General features: G+C 39.9%; 19 protein-coding genes. 7 read left to right on the top strand and 12 right to left on the bottom strand.

Translation table 11 applies throughout. From position 1 onward, the window contains the following. Nucleotides 1-30 precede the first annotated feature (30 nt). From mfd to CRO21_RS12185, 3 genes are all read left to right on the top strand, one after another. On the top strand, nt 31-3,489 hold the full coding sequence (mfd, locus tag CRO21_RS12175) for a transcription-repair coupling factor (RefSeq protein WP_378234947.1): 3,459 nt from the start codon (nt 31-33) through the stop codon (nt 3,487-3,489). A 127-nt stretch (nt 3,490-3,616) separates the two neighbouring features. Continuing rightward, complete coding sequence (locus CRO21_RS12180; RefSeq protein WP_097079586.1) at nt 3,617-4,051, top strand: HIT domain-containing protein; 435 nt, start codon at nt 3,617-3,619, stop codon at nt 4,049-4,051. A gap of 26 nt (nt 4,052-4,077) precedes the next feature. Then, entirely contained in the window at nt 4,078-5,553 is a 1,476-nt protein-coding gene (locus CRO21_RS12185; protein WP_097079587.1) for an adenylate/guanylate cyclase domain-containing protein, read from the top strand. Nucleotides 5,554-5,599: 46 nt separating this feature from the next. Here the strand turns inward: CRO21_RS12185 and fdx are convergent, their stop codons facing one another. The 8 genes from fdx to CRO21_RS12225 all read right to left on the bottom strand — a co-directional run bounded on the left by fdx (nt 5,600) and on the right by CRO21_RS12225 (nt 11,734). Further along, nucleotides 5,600-5,938: an ISC system 2Fe-2S type ferredoxin gene (gene fdx, locus CRO21_RS12190; RefSeq protein ID WP_097079588.1), complete on the bottom strand. Its 339-nt coding sequence runs from the start codon at nt 5,936-5,938 to the stop codon at nt 5,600-5,602. A 3-nt stretch (nt 5,939-5,941) separates the two neighbouring features. Then, on the bottom strand, nt 5,942-7,816 hold the full coding sequence (gene hscA, locus CRO21_RS12195; RefSeq protein WP_097079589.1) for a Fe-S protein assembly chaperone HscA: 1,875 nt from the start codon (nt 7,814-7,816) through the stop codon (nt 5,942-5,944). A 41-nt stretch (nt 7,817-7,857) separates the two neighbouring features. Further along, entirely contained in the window at nt 7,858-8,385 is a 528-nt protein-coding gene (gene hscB / locus CRO21_RS12200; RefSeq protein ID WP_097079590.1) for a Fe-S protein assembly co-chaperone HscB, read from the bottom strand. A gap of 82 nt (nt 8,386-8,467) precedes the next feature. Then, nucleotides 8,468-8,788, bottom strand: coding sequence for an iron-sulfur cluster assembly protein IscA (iscA, locus tag CRO21_RS12205; RefSeq protein WP_097079591.1), 321 nt, complete (start codon nt 8,786-8,788; stop codon nt 8,468-8,470). A gap of 32 nt (nt 8,789-8,820) precedes the next feature. Then, nucleotides 8,821-9,213, bottom strand: coding sequence for a Fe-S cluster assembly scaffold IscU (gene iscU, locus CRO21_RS12210; protein ID WP_097079592.1), 393 nt, complete (start codon nt 9,211-9,213; stop codon nt 8,821-8,823). A 71-nt stretch (nt 9,214-9,284) separates the two neighbouring features. After that, nucleotides 9,285-10,502 carry an IscS subfamily cysteine desulfurase gene (locus CRO21_RS12215; RefSeq protein ID WP_097079593.1) on the bottom strand — a complete coding sequence of 406 codons (1,218 nt, stop codon included), beginning with the start codon at nt 10,500-10,502 and terminating at the stop codon, nt 9,285-9,287. Further along, a complete protein-coding gene (locus tag CRO21_RS12220) occupies nt 10,503-10,976 on the bottom strand; it encodes an Rrf2 family transcriptional regulator (protein ID WP_097079594.1) in 474 nt (157 codons plus the stop codon). Nucleotides 10,977-11,077: 101 nt separating this feature from the next. After that, entirely contained in the window at nt 11,078-11,734 is a 657-nt protein-coding gene (locus tag CRO21_RS12225) for a hypothetical protein (RefSeq protein ID WP_097079595.1), read from the bottom strand. A 223-nt stretch (nt 11,735-11,957) separates the two neighbouring features. Here CRO21_RS12225 and CRO21_RS12230 point away from each other — a divergent pair, with 223 nt between their 5' ends. From CRO21_RS12230 to CRO21_RS12240, 3 genes are all read left to right on the top strand, one after another. Continuing rightward, nucleotides 11,958-12,449: a phasin family protein gene (locus tag CRO21_RS12230; protein ID WP_097079596.1), complete on the top strand. Its 492-nt coding sequence runs from the start codon at nt 11,958-11,960 to the stop codon at nt 12,447-12,449. Nucleotides 12,450-12,606: 157 nt separating this feature from the next. Continuing rightward, on the top strand, nt 12,607-12,879 hold the full coding sequence (locus CRO21_RS12235; RefSeq protein WP_087619931.1) for an HU family DNA-binding protein: 273 nt from the start codon (nt 12,607-12,609) through the stop codon (nt 12,877-12,879). Nucleotides 12,880-13,014: 135 nt separating this feature from the next. Next, nucleotides 13,015-14,889, top strand: coding sequence for a SurA N-terminal domain-containing protein (locus CRO21_RS12240; RefSeq protein ID WP_097079597.1), 1,875 nt, complete (start codon nt 13,015-13,017; stop codon nt 14,887-14,889). A gap of 107 nt (nt 14,890-14,996) precedes the next feature. Here the strand turns inward: CRO21_RS12240 and CRO21_RS12245 are convergent, their stop codons facing one another. The 4 genes from CRO21_RS12245 to CRO21_RS12260 form a co-directional block, all read right to left on the bottom strand. Beyond that, complete coding sequence (locus CRO21_RS12245; RefSeq protein ID WP_097079598.1) at nt 14,997-15,869, bottom strand: PhzF family phenazine biosynthesis protein; 873 nt, start codon at nt 15,867-15,869, stop codon at nt 14,997-14,999. Nucleotides 15,870-15,927: 58 nt separating this feature from the next. Beyond that, a complete protein-coding gene (gene panB, locus CRO21_RS12250) occupies nt 15,928-16,722 on the bottom strand; it encodes a 3-methyl-2-oxobutanoate hydroxymethyltransferase (protein WP_097079599.1) in 795 nt (264 codons plus the stop codon). 56 nt (nt 16,723-16,778) lie between these two features. After that, on the bottom strand, nt 16,779-17,576 hold the full coding sequence (locus CRO21_RS12255; protein ID WP_097079600.1) for a thioesterase family protein: 798 nt from the start codon (nt 17,574-17,576) through the stop codon (nt 16,779-16,781). Between the two features lie 97 nt (nt 17,577-17,673). Beyond that, the gene (locus CRO21_RS12260; RefSeq protein ID WP_097079601.1) at nt 17,674-18,297 is read right to left on the bottom strand and encodes a LysE family translocator; all 624 of its coding nucleotides are present in this window, start codon (nt 18,295-18,297) and stop codon (nt 17,674-17,676) included. Between the two features lie 151 nt (nt 18,298-18,448). Here CRO21_RS12260 and CRO21_RS12265 point away from each other — a divergent pair, with 151 nt between their 5' ends. Continuing rightward, entirely contained in the window at nt 18,449-18,901 is a 453-nt protein-coding gene (locus CRO21_RS12265; RefSeq protein ID WP_097079602.1) for an Lrp/AsnC family transcriptional regulator, read from the top strand. The last annotated feature ends 4 nt before the right edge of the window (nt 18,902-18,905 follow it).

Consider the following 18,905-nt stretch of genomic DNA (forward strand, 5'->3'; position numbering starts at 1 on the left):
CATTCATCTTTATCTACGACCTTCTCAAACATGATGTCTTTCTTGCAATCCAACATCTCAACGTTAAATCTAAAACAGTTAAAAAAAGGCGAACGTCGCTGGGTCGGACAAATTCAGGGATCGATTGGTAGTTTATTGCTGAGCGAAATTGCCCAGCAAGAAAAACGTCTGATGGTGATGGTCGCAAGAAATAATCAGCATCTGGGGCAGTTGGAAAGTGAACTGGAGTTTTACGGTGTTAAACCACAGGTTTTTCCGGACTGGGAAACGCTGCCATATGACCGATTATCACCGCATCAGGATATTATTTCCGAACGGTTGAGTTTACTGACCAATATTCCCAAGACCGGAATTGTTTTACTATCAGCGACCACGTTGGCGCAGCGAGTTGTGCCACCTGGCTGGTTGTTTGGACAGCATTTTGATATCAAACAAGGTGAAAAATTTGATATAGAGCGAAAACGGGAGCAATTGATCGCAGCAGGTTACCATCTGGTTGATACCGTCTATGAACATGGTGAGTTTGCGGTACGAGGCAGCTTGATGGATATTTTTGCCTCGGGTCAGGAATTTCCGGTACGAATTGATTTGTTCGATGATGAGGTGGAAAGCCTGCGTTATTTCGATCCGGAAACCCAGCGTACCACAGAAAAAGTCGAGAATTTTACGATTTTGCCTGCCAAAGAATTTCCATTAAAAGATGGACGCAGTACTTTTCGTAATCGTTATGCCGAGATCTTTCCCAATGCCAACCCAAAACGTAATCCTTTATATCAGGATGTGATGGATGGTCTGGCCAGCCCGGGACTGGAATATTATTTCCCGCTGTTTTTTGAGCGTGAACAATTACAACAAAGTCTATTTTTGGATTATATTCCACTCGATGCATTAATCGTCACTGAACAGCATTTGGAGCAGGATGTTGATCATTTCTGGCAGGAAGTCGAACGACGTTATCATGATCGTCGCCATGATATTGATCAGCCGATTGTGCCACCGGAGCAATTGTTTGTGCCACCGGTGCAAATTTCCCAGCGTTTAAATCAATATGCACGTTTAATTGTTGGCAATGACAGCGCATCAGATCGGGCTGGTGCAGTCAATCTATCCGGCTTGGAACCGCCAAAATTAAGTGTTGATCATAAAAATGAAGACCCCTTTGCAAGCCTAAAACATTTTATTGCCCAGCAAAAACAGCCGACATTGATTGTGGCTGAAAGTGCTGGACGACGTGAAACGCTAAAAGAGTCATTAAAACTAAATAAATTGCCTGTTGTGACAGGTTTTCAGCAGTTTATTCAGGATAAGTTAAATCTGGCGATCACTGATGCACCGCTGGAACGTGGTTTGCAGTTGCCCAACCAGTTGACCATCATTACTGAAAATCAATTATATGAACAACGGGTAATTCAGCGTCGTCGTAAGCATCAGAAAGAAGTATCGGAAGAATTTCTGGTCAGAAGTTTGACTGAGCTGTCGATCGGTGCACCAGTGGTACATATTGATTATGGGGTCGGGCGTTATGCCGGCTTGGTAACGCTGGATATTGATGATCAAACCCATGAGTTTTTACAACTCAATTATGCCGATGATGCCAAGGTCTATGTACCTGTCACCAATCTGCATTTAATTAGTCGTTTTAGTGGTGGTGATCCGGATCTAGCACCTTTACATAAACTGGGGACCGACCAATGGAATAAAGCCAAACGCAAGGCACTGGAACAAATCCATGATGTGGCAGCAGAATTATTGCATATCCATGCCCGTCGTCAGGCCAAACCGGGCTTTGCTTTTGTCGTGGATGAGGTTGCCTATCATCAGTTTGTCAGTGGTTTTATCTATGAGGAAACTGTCGATCAACAAAATGCCATTATTGCAACCTTACATGATATGCAGCAGGCACGTCCGATGGATCGTTTGGTCTGTGGTGATGTCGGTTTTGGTAAAACCGAAGTGGCAATGCGTGCGGCATTTGTAGCAGCACAAAATGGCAAACAGGTGGCTGTACTGGTGCCGACCACCTTGTTGGCACAGCAACACTATGAATCCTTTAAGGATCGTTTTGCTGATACACCGATTCGTATCGAAGTTCTATCTCGTTTTGGAACCAATAAGACCCATCAAAAAATCATTGAAGATATTGCTGAGGGAAAAGTCGATATCGTAATTGGTACGCACAAAATTTTGCAGGAATCGGTACAGTTTAAAGATTTAGGCTTGATGATTGTCGATGAGGAACATCGTTTTGGTGTGCGTGACAAAGAGCGGATTAAAGCATTACGTGCCAATGTCGATATGCTGACTTTAACCGCAACACCAATCCCACGGACCTTGAATATGGCATTTTCAGGGATGCGGGATCTTTCCATTATTGCCACGCCACCAGCACGACGCTTGGCGGTAAAAACCTTCGTAATGGAGGATACTGATGCCACCATTAAAGAGGCGGTACTCCGTGAGTTATTACGTGGTGGGCAGGTGTATTTCCTGCATAACGAAGTCGAAACTATCGAACGCACCGCAGAAAATTTACGGGTTTTATTGCCCGAAGCACGGGTTGCCGTGGCACATGGTCAAATGCGTGAAAAAGAGCTGGAACATGTAATGCAGCAGTTTTATCACAAACAATATAATGTGCTGGTCTGTTCCACCATCATTGAAACTGGGATTGATGTGCCGAATGCCAATACCATTATTATTGAACGTGCGGATAAACTAGGTCTGGCACAACTGCATCAGTTGCGTGGTCGTGTTGGTCGTTCTCATCATCAGGCCTATGCCTATTTACTCGTACCATCGATTAAACATCTTAAAGGTGATGCAGAAAAACGCTTAGATGCGATTCAGCGCGCCAATACGCTGGGTGCAGGTTTTGTACTTGCCACCGAAGATCTAGAAATTCGTGGTGCAGGGGATTTATTGGGTGAGCAGCAAAGCGGCAGTATGCAGGCGATTGGTTATAGCCTGTATATGGAAATGCTGGAAAAAGCCACCAAAGCCATTCAAAAAGGCAAATCACCAAACTTTGATGCGCCATTGAATTTAACCGCAGATATTAATCTGCATTTGCCTGCCTTGATTCCCGATGATTATTTGGGTGATGTACATCAACGTTTGTTATTTTATAAGCGCATCAGTAATGCAGCCAATGCCGAAAAACTGGATCATATCCGCGTTGAATTAATTGATCGTTTTGGAATTTTACCGCAAGCGGTTAAGGATTTATTTGCTGTTCATCACATTCGTTTAAAAGCGGAAACACTGGGTATTGCCAAGATCGATATCGCTAAAGGTGGCGGTAACATCGACTTTTTGCCCGATACGCCAGTACAAGCCATGACGATTATTCAATTGATGCAGAAAAATCCGACCCATTATCGTATGCAAGGTGGACAGCGTCTAAAAGTGACAGTAAATCTGGAAGAATCAGAAAAAAGACTGGCATTTGTACAGCAATTACTCGATGGTTTATTGCAAGCCTTACATTGATTTTGCTGAATATTGGGGGATTGGATATGGAATGGCTACTTAAGTAAATATTTGTCGAAAAACTTAATATCTATCGCATAGCTATGATAGTATTGCTGCATCGTAATAACTGCTTCATTTAATAGATATGTTTACTTTGCATCCTCAACTCGCCCAAGACACTTTTTTTGTAGGTGATTTTCCGTTGTGTACATGTCGTCTGATGAATGATATGCAATTTCCATGGCTCATTCTGATTCCCCGTGTGCCTGGTGTAAGTGAATTATATGAATTAAGTCAGGCGGATCAGGAACAATTTTTACGTGAATCAAGCTGGTTATCCAGTCAACTTTCCCGTGTTTTTCGTGCCGATAAAATGAATGTCGCTGCGCTTGGCAATATTGTGCCACAATTACATTTTCATCATGTGGTACGTTATCAAAATGATGTCGCTTGGCCAAAACCAGTATGGGGAACACCTGCGACACCTTATACCAATGAAGTTTTAAATCATATGCGCCAAACCTTGATGCTCGCTTTGCGTGGTCAGGGAGATATGCCTTTTGATTGGCGTATGGATTAACTTCCCTAAGCGTGGGAATTTAAACGATGGCAATGATGCAGAATGTCTTTGATTCCCATCATTTTAGCCGAATATTACGGATTGTCGGCTATACCATTTTAAGCCTGATTTTATTTGTTAGTAGTATTACCGAAATAAACGTTGAATTAAAATATTTATTATTAATTCCGTTTGTCATCATTGTTTTGTTGTATGAGTCGCTGGTTTTAAGAAAAGTAGAATATCACTTTGGTAAAACTGTCCGCAGAAATGTCCAATTTCTTTTTGATGTGGCACTGGTGACTTTGTATATTGCGGCAATACATGCACTGCTTATTCCAACATTAACCATTGTTGGGGCACTGATTTTTGCAGCAGTATTTGGACGTATCAACAAGCTAGTTTTGACCATTTCCCCGATTGTTAGTTTATTGCTGTTTTATCTTTCATCTTTTCTTGTGTTCGGTTTTCAGCCTTATTTAGAGCAAAGCAGCCGAGAGCTGAATGTACTTTCTATTTTTGCCTTTATGCTGTTTATTTTTATGGGCATGTATTACCAAACCAGACAATCCTATTTATTAAATCAAGAAAAACAATATTATATAGAAGAAACTAATCGTTATCTCAAGTTAAATAATCAACTGGCACGTTATGCGCCTATGCAGCTCTGGCAATCGATTATGCGAGGTGAGCTCGAGGCTAAGGTTGAATATAAACGACGTAAGTTGACAGTTTTCTTTTCAGATATTCAAGGATTTACAGATTTATCCGAAAAATTAATTCCAGATGATCTGGCTTTTTTATTAAATGATTATCTTAAGCACATGACCGAAATTGCCAAAAATTATGGGGGTACCATCGATAAGTTTATGGGCGATGGCATGCTTATTTTCTTTGGTGATCCAAATAGCCGTGGTGTAAAAGAAGATGCGGTGGCCTGTCTGGATATGGCGGTTGCCATGCGTCAACAAATGCGTATTTTGCGTGAACGTTGGATTAAAATGGGCTATGCTTCACTGCATATCCGTATGGGTATTGCAACGGGATATTGCCACGTGGGTAATTATGGTACTATTCATCGGATGTCCTATACCATTGTAGGGCGAGACGCCAATTTAGCATCTCGTTTGCAAACCGCAGCTGAAGTGGATCAGATTTTAATTTCCGAAGAAACCTTTAATTTGGTCAAGGAACAATTTTTATGTATTAAAAATCAACCGATGAAGCTCAAAGGTATTACCGAATTTGTTCGGTCTTGGCAGGTGGTTGAACGTTATAATGAAGCAGTTGACAAGTATCAACGTTGGTATGATTATGAATATAAGGGATTTAATCTACTGTTAAATCTAGACAAAACCACCATATATGAATATCCACAACTGATTAATGCAATGGAACAAACCATCGAACGTTTAAAATTACAACAAAAAAGAACCGATGATGATGGGGTAGTGGTACTAAGCGAGAGAAGTATTGTACATCTGCCGAATGATGATCATAAAGTTGATAAAACCAAATCGTAATCCAGTTTTATCCTCATCGATTAAATATACATTTTTTTATAATCGTTTAATGCTTTTCAGAGGCATGATTGATGGTATATTTGGGAATCTCGATTTCCAGATCTTCATCTTCAATTTCAACCTGACAAGACAAGCGTGATTCTGCTTCAAGTCCCCATGCCCGGTCTAATAAATCCGCTTCTATATCGCTCATTTCATCAAGCTCATAAAAGCCTTTACGCACTACCACATGGCAGGTTGTACAGGCACAAGACATATCGCAAGCATGCTCAATTTTAATCCCATGATCCAATAAGCTCTGGCAAAGATTGGCCTTTTTCTCAACTTCAAACTCTGCACCATTTGGGCAGATTTCAGGATGAGGTAAAACTTTAATACGTGGCATGGCTTATTTATCCTTGTCTTGTTGATTGGCGGCCCAATCTTCTACACGAGTACCTTTTAACGCATGATCAATATGGCGATTCATACGCATTGCTGCAAATAAATCACTATAGATTTTCAGATTTTCTACAGCTTGCTCAATTTTATCGATGTCCTGATCCTGCAAGGTATGCTCTAATATCTTCAATGTACTCTGTAAACGTTCAGCCTCTTCTGCACTTAAGAGATGCTGATCGACAGCAAGCGCCTGTTTTAGTGCTTCAATTTCACGCTGTGCCTCGACTTTGGTTTCTTGTAACTGACGATCTTTTTTGTCTTGTTCGGCAAACTTAAAACCTTCCAATAACAACCGCTCGGTATCTTTTTCTGACAGGCCATAAGAAGGCTTGATGGTTATCTTAGCCTGCACATTGGAGGTGGTTTCCAGCGCAGAAACATTCAGTAAACCATCGGCATCCACCTGAAAAGTCACTTCTATGCGTGCTGCGCCGGCGGTCATGGGTGGAATACCACGTAATTCGAATTTTGCCAAGGTACGGCAATGTTCAACTAAATCACGTTCACCCTGAACTACATGAATCAACATGGCAGTTTGGCCATCCTGATAGGTGGTAAATTCCTGACGACGAGAAACTGGAATAGACGTATTACGTGGAATAATCCGCTCAACCAGTCCACCCATGGTTTCTAGCCCAAGTGATAACGGTGTGACATCCAGCAATAGTGTGCCATCTTGACTGTTACCGACCAACTGGTTGGCTGTAATGGCCGCACCGAGTGCAACAACTTCATCTGGATTGATACTGCATAATGGTTCTTGATGAAAATAATTGCGTACCGCATCCTGAATGGCTAATGTGCGGGTTGAACCACCCACTAAAATCACCGAATTAATTTGCTCGGCTTTAAGCTTTGCATCACGCAATACTCTTTGACAAACCTGTAAAGTACGTTCCGTCACAGGCTGAATGATGTCTTGTAACTGGGTTTGATTCAACGTGGTATGCGCATCATGAAACTGAATATCAACACTAGTTTCAGTCGTCAGTTGCTCTTTGGCAGCCTTGGCAATCTGAATCAATTCTGCATGTTGCTGATTAGCAAGTGTCCCCAGAGAAAATTGCTGTTTCAGGTATTTGACAATCAGACGGTCAATATCGTCACCACCAAGGGCAGTGTGTCCACCAGTTGCCAATACTTCAAATACACCTTTACTAAAGCGCAGAATTGAAATATCAAATGTTCCGCCGCCCAAATCGTAAATGGCAAAATTTTGGTCTTCAGCAATTTGGCTGTTTTGATCAAGGCCATACGCAATTGCCGCAGCAGTCGGCTCATTCAGTAAACGCAGTACATTTAGGCCGATGAGTTGGGCTGCATCACGTGTTGCCTGGCGCTGGGCTTCATCAAAATAGGCCGGTACAGTAATAACAGCACCGGTAATCTCGTGGCCAAGGGAACTTTCTGCACGTTGTTTTAATGTTGATAGAATTTGTGCAGAAATTTCAACCGGTGTTTTACTGCCTTGTCTGGTTATAAAACTGGGCATTTCCTGATCGGTACCTTGTAATTGGTACGGATGCTGAAAACGAATATCAGCTTTGGAACGCCCCATAAAACGTTTGACTGAAACGATGGTATTGCTTGGGTCCAAGCTAATCAATGCTTTTGCAGGATTACCTACAAATGTGTCTTGTTCGCCATAATGTACAATAGAAGGTAACAGACTATGCTGATGTTCATCTTTTAAAATGATCGGTGTGGATGAACGTACACTTGCGACCAAAGAGTTTGTTGTGCCTAGATCAATCCCAATCCCAACACGATGTTCGTGTGGACTGCTTGATTGTCCGGGTTCGGCAATTTGCAATAAAGCCATAAAGAATTCCGTCTTAAAGATGAGAGGCGATTATTCAGCGATCACTCAAAATCATGATCATCAAAATCGTCAAATTGTTCATCGTTAAACAATTTGTCTTCAGCTTTATCAATATCGGCCAGGACGTGGCGGAAGAAACGTAATTTTCGTACAGTATCCCGTGCTTCACTCCAGTCCTGTGCATTAAAATCGATTTTGAATTCTCGAATCAGACTGGCAACCCACTGTTCAATTTCCTGACGTAGCAGCTGTAATTGAGGGGAGCTCGTGGCGTCTTCCAGTTGTTCACGTAATTCAAGAGCCGATTGTAAAAACTCAAAATCATGAATGGACTGTTCCAGTCCAAAATCCTGTTTTTTAAGTTTGAGTAAATAGGCTGCTCGACTATCAATATGCTTTAAGGTATCAAAAGCCTGATTGACTTCGCTTGATTGTTTAACTGCCTGTTCAATATTGTCTTGATTATTATCTGGATGAAATTTTTGCTGTAAAGCCAAAAAATTTGCTTTTAATAAATCAAAATCAATGTCTAAATTTGGGTCGAGGTCAAACAGTTCAAAATAAGTCATAACCAGCTACAGATAGATAAATGAAAGAAAAGCCAACAAAAACACGAGAATTTATTGGCTTTGTCAGGATGTTGGTTTGTGATTATACCGTGAAAGATTCACCGCAACCACATTCGCCTTTTTGATTTGGATTGCTAAATTCAAAGCCTTCATTCAAACCATTTTTGACATAGTCCATCTCAAGACCATCAAGATAAACCAGACTTTTGGGATCAACAAATACCTTAACACCATGGTTTTCGAAGATTTCATCGTGTGGATCGACTTCATCAACAAATTCCAGTACATAAGCTAGACCAGAACATCCGGAAGTTTTAATGCCTAAACGGATGCCTTCGCCTTTACCACGATTGGCAATAAAATTAGCAACATGTTGTGCAGCACTTTGCGTTAAATGAATCATCAAATTCTCCTTAACAGTTGCCAATCAAGTGCTTAAGCACCTTGTTTAACTTTCTTGTTACGATAGTCTTCAATCGCAGCTTTGATTGCGTCTTCTGCCAGAACAGAGCAGTGCACTTTTACTGGCGGTAATGCCAGCTCTTGTGCAATATCAATATTCTTGATGGATTGTGCTTCATCCAGTGTTTTGCCTTTTAGCCACTCTGTGACCAATGAACTTGACGCAATTGCAGAACCACAGCCATATGTTTTAAAACGTGCTTCTTCAATCACGCCATTATCATCGACCTGAATTTGCAAACGCATCACATCACCACAGGCTGGTGCACCGACCATACCTGTACCGACATTTTCTGCATTTTTATCCAAAACACCAACATTACGTGGGTTTTCGTAGTGATCTATTACTTTTTCGCTATATGCCATGACGCTTCTCCATACCTCGGGGTCAGCCAATATTTAAATGTGGGCGGTTCAATTACTTTTCAAGACAGTAATTAATGTTCTGCCCACTCAACTTTCGAGAAATCTATACCATCTTTGTACATGTCCCAAAGCGGTGAGAGTTCACGTAATTTTTCAACAGCTTGCTTGGTAATATCGATCACATAATCAATATCTTCTTCGGTAGTATATCGACCAAAGCTAAAGCGGATTGAACTATGCGCCAATTCATCAGATAGACCTAGCGCACGAAGTACATAAGAAGGTTCCAGCGTTGCTGAAGTACATGCCGAACCACTTGAAACAGCGACATCTTTCAATGCCATCATCAAGGATTCACCTTCGACAAAGTTGAAGCTGACATTTAAATAGTTGGCTACATTTTGTGTAGGATGACCATTTAAATACACTTCTTCCATGTCATTCAAACCGGACCATAATCTGTCACGTAATTTACGGATACGGGCTTGTTCTGCCTGCATGGTTTTGCCAGCAATTTCAAAAGCCAAACCCATACCAACAATTTGATGTGTTGCCAGTGTGCCGGAACGCATGCCACGCTCATGTCCACCACCATGAATTAATGCCTTAACACGAACACGCGGGCTACGGCGTACATATAAAGCACCAATACCTTTTGGACCATATACCTTGTGACCAGAAAAACTCATCAGATCAACTTTCAAGGTACTTAGGTCAATTTCAACTTTACCTGCTGCCTGCGCTGCATCGACATGAAAAAATGTTTTATTGGCACGGGTCAATTCACCAATTGCTGCAACATCAGTCACTGTTCCCAGTTCATTATTCACCATCATTAATGAAACTAAAATGGTGTCTGGGCGTAGTGCTTCTGCAACTTTCTCAGGGGTGATTAAACCTGTACGTGGTTCAGGTTCGATATAAGTAATTTCAAAACCTTCTGTTTCCAGATAGCGCAGAGTATCTAAAACGGCTTTATGCTCAATTTTAGAGGTAATGATATGCTTACCTTTATTCTTGTAAAATTGCGCCACACCAATCAATGCCAAATTATCAGATTCGGTTGCACCTGATGTCCATACAATTTCACGAGGATCTGCTTTAATGAGATCTGCAACTTGTTGACGAGCATTTTCTACGGCTTCTTCTGCATGCCATCCATAACTATGTGAACGGGACGCAGGGTTACCAAAATTCCCATCAAATGTTAAGCATCCTAACATCGATTCTGCAACTTCAGGAAGAACGGGAGTAGTTGCAGCATAGTCAAGATAAATTGGGAGTTTCATTTAAAATGTTCCTGTAACCGATAAAGAGGCTAGATCATCAACGGATGATTGGCGTAAAGCGACAGTCTGTACATTGTCTCGCTCGACAAGATCCTCAAGCGTAATACTTTCTAGGTAACTTGCGATATGATTTGACAAATTATCCCAAAGATCATGCGTTAGACACATAGCACCATTTTGGCAATTGCCCTGATGATCACAACGTGTTGCGTCTACAGTTTCATTGACGGCTTCAATAATTTCCAGAACGGTGATGCTATTAGCGGCACGTGCCAAATGATAACCACCATTTGCGCCTCGAACGCTTGATACCAATTGATGACGTTTGAGTTTGGAAAAAAGTTGTTCTAAATAGGCAACAGAAATCGTTTGTCTGGCAGCAATTTCTGCAAGCGTAATAGTTTGGTCGAGTGGCTGAAGTGCTAAATCGAGCATTGCAGTCACGGCATAGCGACCGCGAGTCGTGAGGCGCATAATCCGATCCTTATAAGCATGCTGGTGCGATAGGGCTATTATAGTTAATTCTGACTAATTTAGTCAACTTTATTTCAGTAATATAATTCTTGGTTTATTATTTAGTTATAAAAATTATACCAAAGTAGTGTAATAATTGATACGACCAAAATAAAAATAATTACGGCATAAATTCTACTCATCAATTTATATTTATGCTCTAAGGTTTTGAGATCGAATTGATAGGATTTATTCTCAATGGTTAATTGATTGATTTGAGAGCGTTGTTGTTCAATACGTTTAAATAAAGGCTCAATGCTTTGTTTCGGCAGTTTGGTACTAAAATCATCAGACGCTAGCCAGTTTTTCCAGTCTCGGGTCACTGCAGGCAAGCTAAGACTGCTTAAAAGTATCCGGAACTCATCATGTAAATGTTCTTCACCTGACATTCTGATCTTGTGAATGCTACTTTCGCTTCCAGTTAACAAAATCCGAAATAAATCAAGGCCAGAGGCATGAATGATAAATTGGGGTGCCTGGATATGTTGTGGTTGATGAAAATCAAACAATATGCCTTTTTGATCGAAGGTGACATAAAACACCTCACTGGGTAAAAAGGTATTAAACTGAATCGTAGTTTTTGACTTGATAAAGGGTTTTGCATGTTCACGAGCAATACGGTCATGCTTGAGTACAAATGTTAAAATGGTCTCTAGGAAAATTAAAACCAGAGATTGCAACAAATGTGGATTATTTTTGTTTTGTTGCGAATCATTCATAAATAAAAAAAACCTTAATACAATCCTTAGAATATTAAGAATTTAAGTTTAAAAGAGGGCATGCTGTCAATATAAAGTTTGAATATATTGGTAATTGTTAGACATAAAAATGTTGTTGGCGGTAATAATGTTGTTAAGATTGGCGATTAAACCTAATAATAATGTAAAATTTTGCAGAGATGGTCAAAAGTGAAGCATAAAGTAAATTTAGGAGTCGTCATCGATGTCTAAGACTGATACGGAACATCAAGATCAACCCCATGATCAAATTGCGACTGAACAGCAAGATACTAAGATTCCAGCGAAGCGGAAAAGTCCGCTAGAACTGCGTCGCTATACCAAGCAAATCTGGTTGGCTGGATTAGGTGCTTTTTCACGTGCAGAAGAAGAAGGCAATAAATTATTTGATTCTTTGGTCAAGGTGGGTGAAGAATTAGAAGCAAAAACAGTCGACATTGCCGATAATACAGCTGAAAAAGTGGGTGAAGTAACCGGTAAGGCAATTGAGCGTGTTACAGATACTGTAGATAAGGTTGAAAAACTGATTGATCAGCGCACACATCATACGCTGAATCGTATAGGACTGGTGACACCCAAAGATATTCAGTTGATTGAACAACTTTTGCTCAACTTAAGTGACAAGGTCGATCAGTTAGCAAATACCAATCAAAAGTTGATCGAAGAGATCGAGTATTTAAAAAAGAATAAAAAATAATCAATTTGTGTAAAAAATATGTTTCATCACGTTTTTTTTAAGCAAAACCCTCTTTCAAGTATTGCCTTCTCGGGAAGGCATTGCTATAAAGGCTTCTACGGCTAGTAGAAGATTTTTGGCTTTAATATTCAAACTATCAAATCAGAGGATGTTTTGCATGAATAAATCAGAATTAATTGATGCGATTGCTCAAAAAGGGGGGCTTACTAAAGTTGATGCAGCAAAAGCTTTAGATGCAACTTTAGAGTCTATCGGCGACGCACTAAAATCTGGTGACACAGTAACTTTAGTTGGTTTTGGTTCTTTCAGCGTGAAAGAACGTGCTGCACGTACAGGACGCAATCCAAAAACTGGTGAGGAATTGAAAATCCCTGCAAGCAAAGTACCGAGCTTTAAAGCTGGTAAGGGTTTAAAAGATTCTGTTGCGTAACTGTTGATGCATCTTAAACGCGCCTAATACTGGCGCGTTTTTTCTATTTAGATCAACACAAATTATCATAATATTGCTTGTGATTACTAGATTTTCGGCTAGTATTCGAATGTGAATTAATTTATTGGAAAACATATGGAAGCTTTTCGTACTTTAATTAGAGGTTGGCTCGGTAAAGTATTACTTGTGTTGTTTCTTGCACCTTTGGCCTTGGTTGGTATTGAAGGTTATTTCTCGGGTTCCAATGAGCCTGTTGCCGTCAAGGTAAATGGTGAAAAAATTACACAGAAAGAATTAGATACCTGGATAAAATCACAAAAAGACCAGTATTTACAAGCAGTCAATGGTGATGAAACTTTACTCAACAATAAAGTCATTGAAGATCATGTCTATGATGCTGCCATTGTGCGTACTTTACTGTTACAACAAGCTGAAAAGCTGGGTATTACCTTAAGTGATGAACAATTAGGTACCTTGTTGCGTCAACAGCAAATCTTTCAGCAAGATGGCAAGTTCTCGCAAACTTTGCTGGATAATTATTTAATGGGGACAAAATCCAACATTAACCAATTACTGACGGATTTTAGCAAACAAACCTCGTTATCTTTATTAACCAATAGCATTCTAAATACAGGCTTATATAGCGATAAAGATACGCAAAAATTGATCAACCTGTTAAGTCAGGAGCGAACCACCCATCTTGCAGAAATTCCTTTAAATCAGTTTGCACAGAATTTTGTTGCAAGTGATGCCCAAAGCAAAACTTATTTTGACAAGCATGCTAAAGACTATATTCGTCAGGCCAATGTTGATGTTAATTATGTGATTTTAACCAAGGCACAATTTGCCGATCAGGTACAAGTCACAGATCAGGATATTCAACAGCAATATCAAAGCTATGTTGCTGGTCTAAGCAAGGATGCCACGCGTCAGATCAGTCATATCTTGATTACCACTGACAAGCACACACCTGAGCAAGCATTAAAAATTGCACAGGATATTGAAACCAAGTTAAAAGCCGGTGAAAGTTTTAATGCCTTGGTACAGCAGTATTCCGAAGATCCTGTATCTAAACAAGAACAGGGTAAAGTCGATGGCTACACAGTTGGTGCATTTGGTGATGCTTTTGACAACGCTGTATTGGCATTAAAACAAGGTCAGACCTCTGCACCAGTAAAAACCGATTTTGGTTATCATGTGATTCGTTTGGATAAAGTTGACGGTCAGGAAGCGCCTGTATTGACACAGATTCGTGATCAAGTCGTGGCTGATGCAAAAAAACGTAAACTTGAAAATGCTTTTCAGGATGCGGTTAATAATGCCAATGATCTGGCAGTACAATCTGACTCACTTGAAGCCTTGGCCGATCAATATAAAGTTCAGGTTCAGTCTGAAAAAAATGTGACTCAGGCAACCAATAGTCCTGTACTGTCACAAGTTGCGGTCAAAAGCAAATTATTTTCGACTGAAATTGCCCAAGGGGATCAAAATGTCTCTACAGGTATTAATCTAAAAGATGATGCTGTATTGTGGTTTAAAGTATCTGCTTATCGTGCCGAACGTCCAGAAACGCTTGCAGAGGCCAAAGCCAAAATTCAGGCAAAATTAAAACGTGAAGAACAGATCAAACAGGCAAATGCTAGTGTCAAACAATTGCTGGCTGACTTTAAAACCAAGGCACCAGCTCAGGCATTGGCTGCAAGTTCATTGAAGTTTCAGGATATGGGCCCAGTTCCACGTTATAGTCAGATTGTTCCGATTGAGATTGAAAAGGCAATTTATAGTGTGCCCGCACCCCAGAAAGATCGCTGGTCTGCAACCACAGTCGGTGTAGGTGATTATTTATTTGTTGTGGCAGTGTCTGATATTGGTCAGAATCCTGCATTTCAGTTAAATGATCAGCAAAAAGCACAGGTTGTAAACCGTTTTGATTCACGTGGTCAACAAGAACTCAATGATTATATTGAATATCTGAAATCGACTGCAAAGATCAATAAAACTGAAAAATAATTGATCATCTTTTGAGATAAAAAACCGAAGTTTAATGCTTCGGTTTTTTTGTCTGGAAAGATAAAGCAAAAACTACAGCGAGCGCTCTTTATGAAAAAATGAAATTATTAGATTTTAATTTTGCCTTCAATACAAGTAACCGCACTACCACCTACAAGAATTTTATCTTTAAAAATCTGTAGGCTTACATGACCATCTCGACCCAATATTCTTCCTTGCGTAGATTGTATTGAGTTATATGCCATAAGTTCTTTGCTATAGTGGCGTATAAATGCAGCCACACTACCATTACCACTGCCACATACAGGATCTTCATTGACACTACATGCCGGTGCAAATGATCGGACTTCTATATGGGTCTTAGGATTTTCAGGATAAAAGCCATAAATACATATACCTGTAATCCCTTTTTCTCGATCATGAATTGCTAATTTAGAAAAATTTGGACAGGTTTCTAAAACAGCATTGGCATCTTGTGTCTGTGCAACAACCCAGCGTGCACCAACATCAATAAGAGCTGGTGTCAGTTGACGTTCAATTATGCATCCCAAAATATTTTCCAGATCATCCACTTGTGTTGTTGTAAGTGGGGTAATGATTGGCTCAGGTAACTCAAATGAAATGGAATATTGTTCCTGTACGTCACGGTTTACAGTTAAATTAATTAATCCTGCACCACATTCTTGTACGACTCTTCCATTTTTAGCAGAGATAATTCCAGCTTCAAGTAAAGCAAAGGCTGTACCAATTGTGGGATGTCCTGCAAAAGGTAATTCACTGACTGGCGAAAAAATACGAACATGATAATCTGCTCGGGCATCTTGTGCAGGGAGTACAAATGTTGTTTCGGAGAGATTCGTCCAGTTTGCGATAGTTTGCATTTGCGCTGTAGAAAGCCCATGCGCATTCATTACCACAGCGACAGGATTTCCTTTATATGGTTTTGTTGTAAAAACATCAACTTGTTTGAAAGGGATCATTTCTGTATTCCAGTTAAATCAATTGTTCATAAGATTTTTATTGCTTTAGGAAGGAAAATCAAAATATATATTGATGTTGCAGGGCAGGAAATGAGCCATCTTTGACCGCCGCAACATAACTTTCAATCGCTTCCTTGATACTGGTTTTATCTACCATAAAATTTTGAACAAACTTTGCAGGTTTATCATTTAAACCGAGCATATCGTGTAGAACCAAAACCTGAGCATCGGTTTCGGCCCCTGCGCCAATGCCAATTACGGGAATCTTAATTGATTTGGAAATTTTTGCTGCTAGATTCGATGGCACACACTCCAGCAATAACATGGCAGCACCTGCTTGTGCCAATTGTTGTGCTGTTTCTAACAGATGTTTTGCTTGTTCTTCTGTTTTACCTTGGACTTTAAAACCACCTAAAACATGAACAGCTTGTGGAGTAAGACCAATATGAGCACAAACCGGAATCCCATTTTGAGTTAATTGTTTGATTGACTCTGTAAGCCACAGATCACCTTCCAGCTTCACCATATGCGCACCAGCTTGCATGAGTTTTGCTGCATTTTTTAGTGCATGTTCAGGCGATGAGTAGCTCATAAATGGCATATCTGCAATGAGAAAAGCGTGCTCATTTCCTCTTGCAACACTTGCTGTATGGTATGTCATTTGTTCAACAGTAACAGGTAATGTACTATCATGTCCCTGTAAAACCATTCCCAATGTATCACCTACCAGCAGGGCATCAATTCCTGCCTGATTGGCAACTTTGGCAAAAGTCGAATCATAGCAGGTTAATACAGCGATTTTGTGTCCTTGCTCTTTCATTGACTTTAAAGTATTCAGAGTTATTGCTTTCATAATTATACCTTTGAAAAGAACTTGATAGAAAATTAGTGATGCTACACTCTGATTCTCTAAGCTAATTTCCTTAATGTTAGGATCTGTTCACTTCGACCAAATGGACCTTGAACATCATGCAAAATTGAACTGGTTAAACCTATGCCATCATTTCCATATTGCTGAACAGTCTCTAATCCTAGCCATTGACCAGTAGGATATCTGTATAAATGAATTTGTAGATCCAGATTGGGAAATCCCCATGTGAATTTTCCTTCCTGTCTTGGAACGATTCCATTTGCTGCATCTACCATGCCGATTAAATGAACGAAACTGCTGGTGGTTTGTCCTTCAACCATTTCTAAATCATTATTTAACCATACAATCGCTTTACCAGACCGGTAGTTTTCATCAGTTCTTGCCTGAATACTTTGGATAAAACCACCTGGCCATCGTTGCATTCCATTCCAGACAGCATATTTGTCTGGATGGGAAATCGATTGATCTTCAAGCCCTGCAATAGCGGTACTATCTTGGGTACACATTCTCCAAACTCTGGCAACAATACAAGTCTTACCATCAGCCTTCATTTCAGATTCAATCAGTTCAATTGTTTTGCCTCCACGGATTATTCGTGTGCTGATAGAGAACTCACCAAACTTGATAAGACCAAAGATATCGAAACTCATTCGACCAATACGCATATCTGAACGAGGAAAAAATTGTTCTAGCTCAGTAGCCATTATTCCACTGGCTGGTGCCATATGTTGTTCATGAGGATTCCAAGCACCTTGTGAATGTATAGTGGAACGATAATGAGCAGTTACAATTCCATTCGCAGTGGTACGATTTAATAATTGATAATAAGCAGCCATGACTTCCTGATCTTCAACTGTAAAAAAGTTATTATCTCAAAAGAATCCTTTAAATTGTGTATTTAATGGATTCTTTCCTAACCGAAAATTTGGGCGTTTAAAATTTGATTTGTTCAATTAATAAAATAATGGCAATGAAAACCATTAATGCACCTGAGATTCGACTGACGATTTGTGCCGCACGAGGACGAGAACTTAAAAGCTTTTGGGCACTAAAGCCAACAATAAGGTAAACAACACCGCAACTAAAAATATGAATAAGCCCCAACAGTACAATTTGGTAAGCTATAGGCCAAGAGCATGATGAATCAATAAATTGTGGCAATAGTGCAAGAAAGAATAAAAAAACTTTTGGATTTAGGGCACTAACACAGAAGCCTTTAATAAACCATGATTGGGTTGGCCTAGATTGAATGCTGCCATGATCATCACTCGTAATAACGGCAGGATGCAAAAATAAATTATATCCTATCGACAATAGATAACATGCGCCAATAATTGTAAGGGTAAGAAGCAACATTGGATGAGCAGCAATCACAGTTCCTACTCCAGCAGCAACAATAATTGTTGCAATAAAATGACCAAATAACAATCCTGTTACTGCTGCTGGGACTTTTTTCCCACGTATTCCTGCCGAAATTGCATAAGCCCAATCGACACCTGGGGTAATCACAAAAAGTATTGAGACGCTCCAGAAAGCTAAAAGAAGATTTAGTGACATGTTTCCAACTCAAATGATCATTTCTAGACTTTTAATCTGTACAAGATCACATGTAATTCGATTAAATATTTTTGAAAGAATATACTTTAATATATAGAATGTGCTTTTAAATATTCTTGTATTTATGCTTCAAAAAGGTGAAATATTCTAAATGGATAAGATTGATCGGAAGATTCTTGCCGAACTGCAAATGGATGGCCGTTTATCTCTCACAGATTTAGCTGATCGTGTAGGGCTTAGTTTGTCACCTTGTCACAGAAGATTAAGAGCATTAGAAGAGGTTGGAATTATAAAAGGGTATTGTGCATTAATAGATTTACCATTGGTGGGCTTTAATTTTTCAACTATTGTTTTTGTGACGCTTAAAGACGGCGACAAAGATTCAGTGCTAAATTTTGAAAAAGCAGTGATAGATATTCCACAAATAATTGAGGCTCAAAGGCTTTTTGGAGATCCTGATTATTTGCTCAAGGTCTTGGCGTATGACTTACAACACTTTCAGCAGCTTTATGATGAAAAACTGGCGGCAATGCCAAGCGTACAACGTCTAACATCTACAATAGTCATGAAAGACGTCGTTTCTAATCGTCAAATTCTCCTGTAAAGAA

The sequence above is a fragment of the Acinetobacter puyangensis genome (assembly GCF_900096995.1).
Lineage (GTDB): Bacteria > Pseudomonadota > Gammaproteobacteria > Pseudomonadales > Moraxellaceae > Acinetobacter > Acinetobacter puyangensis.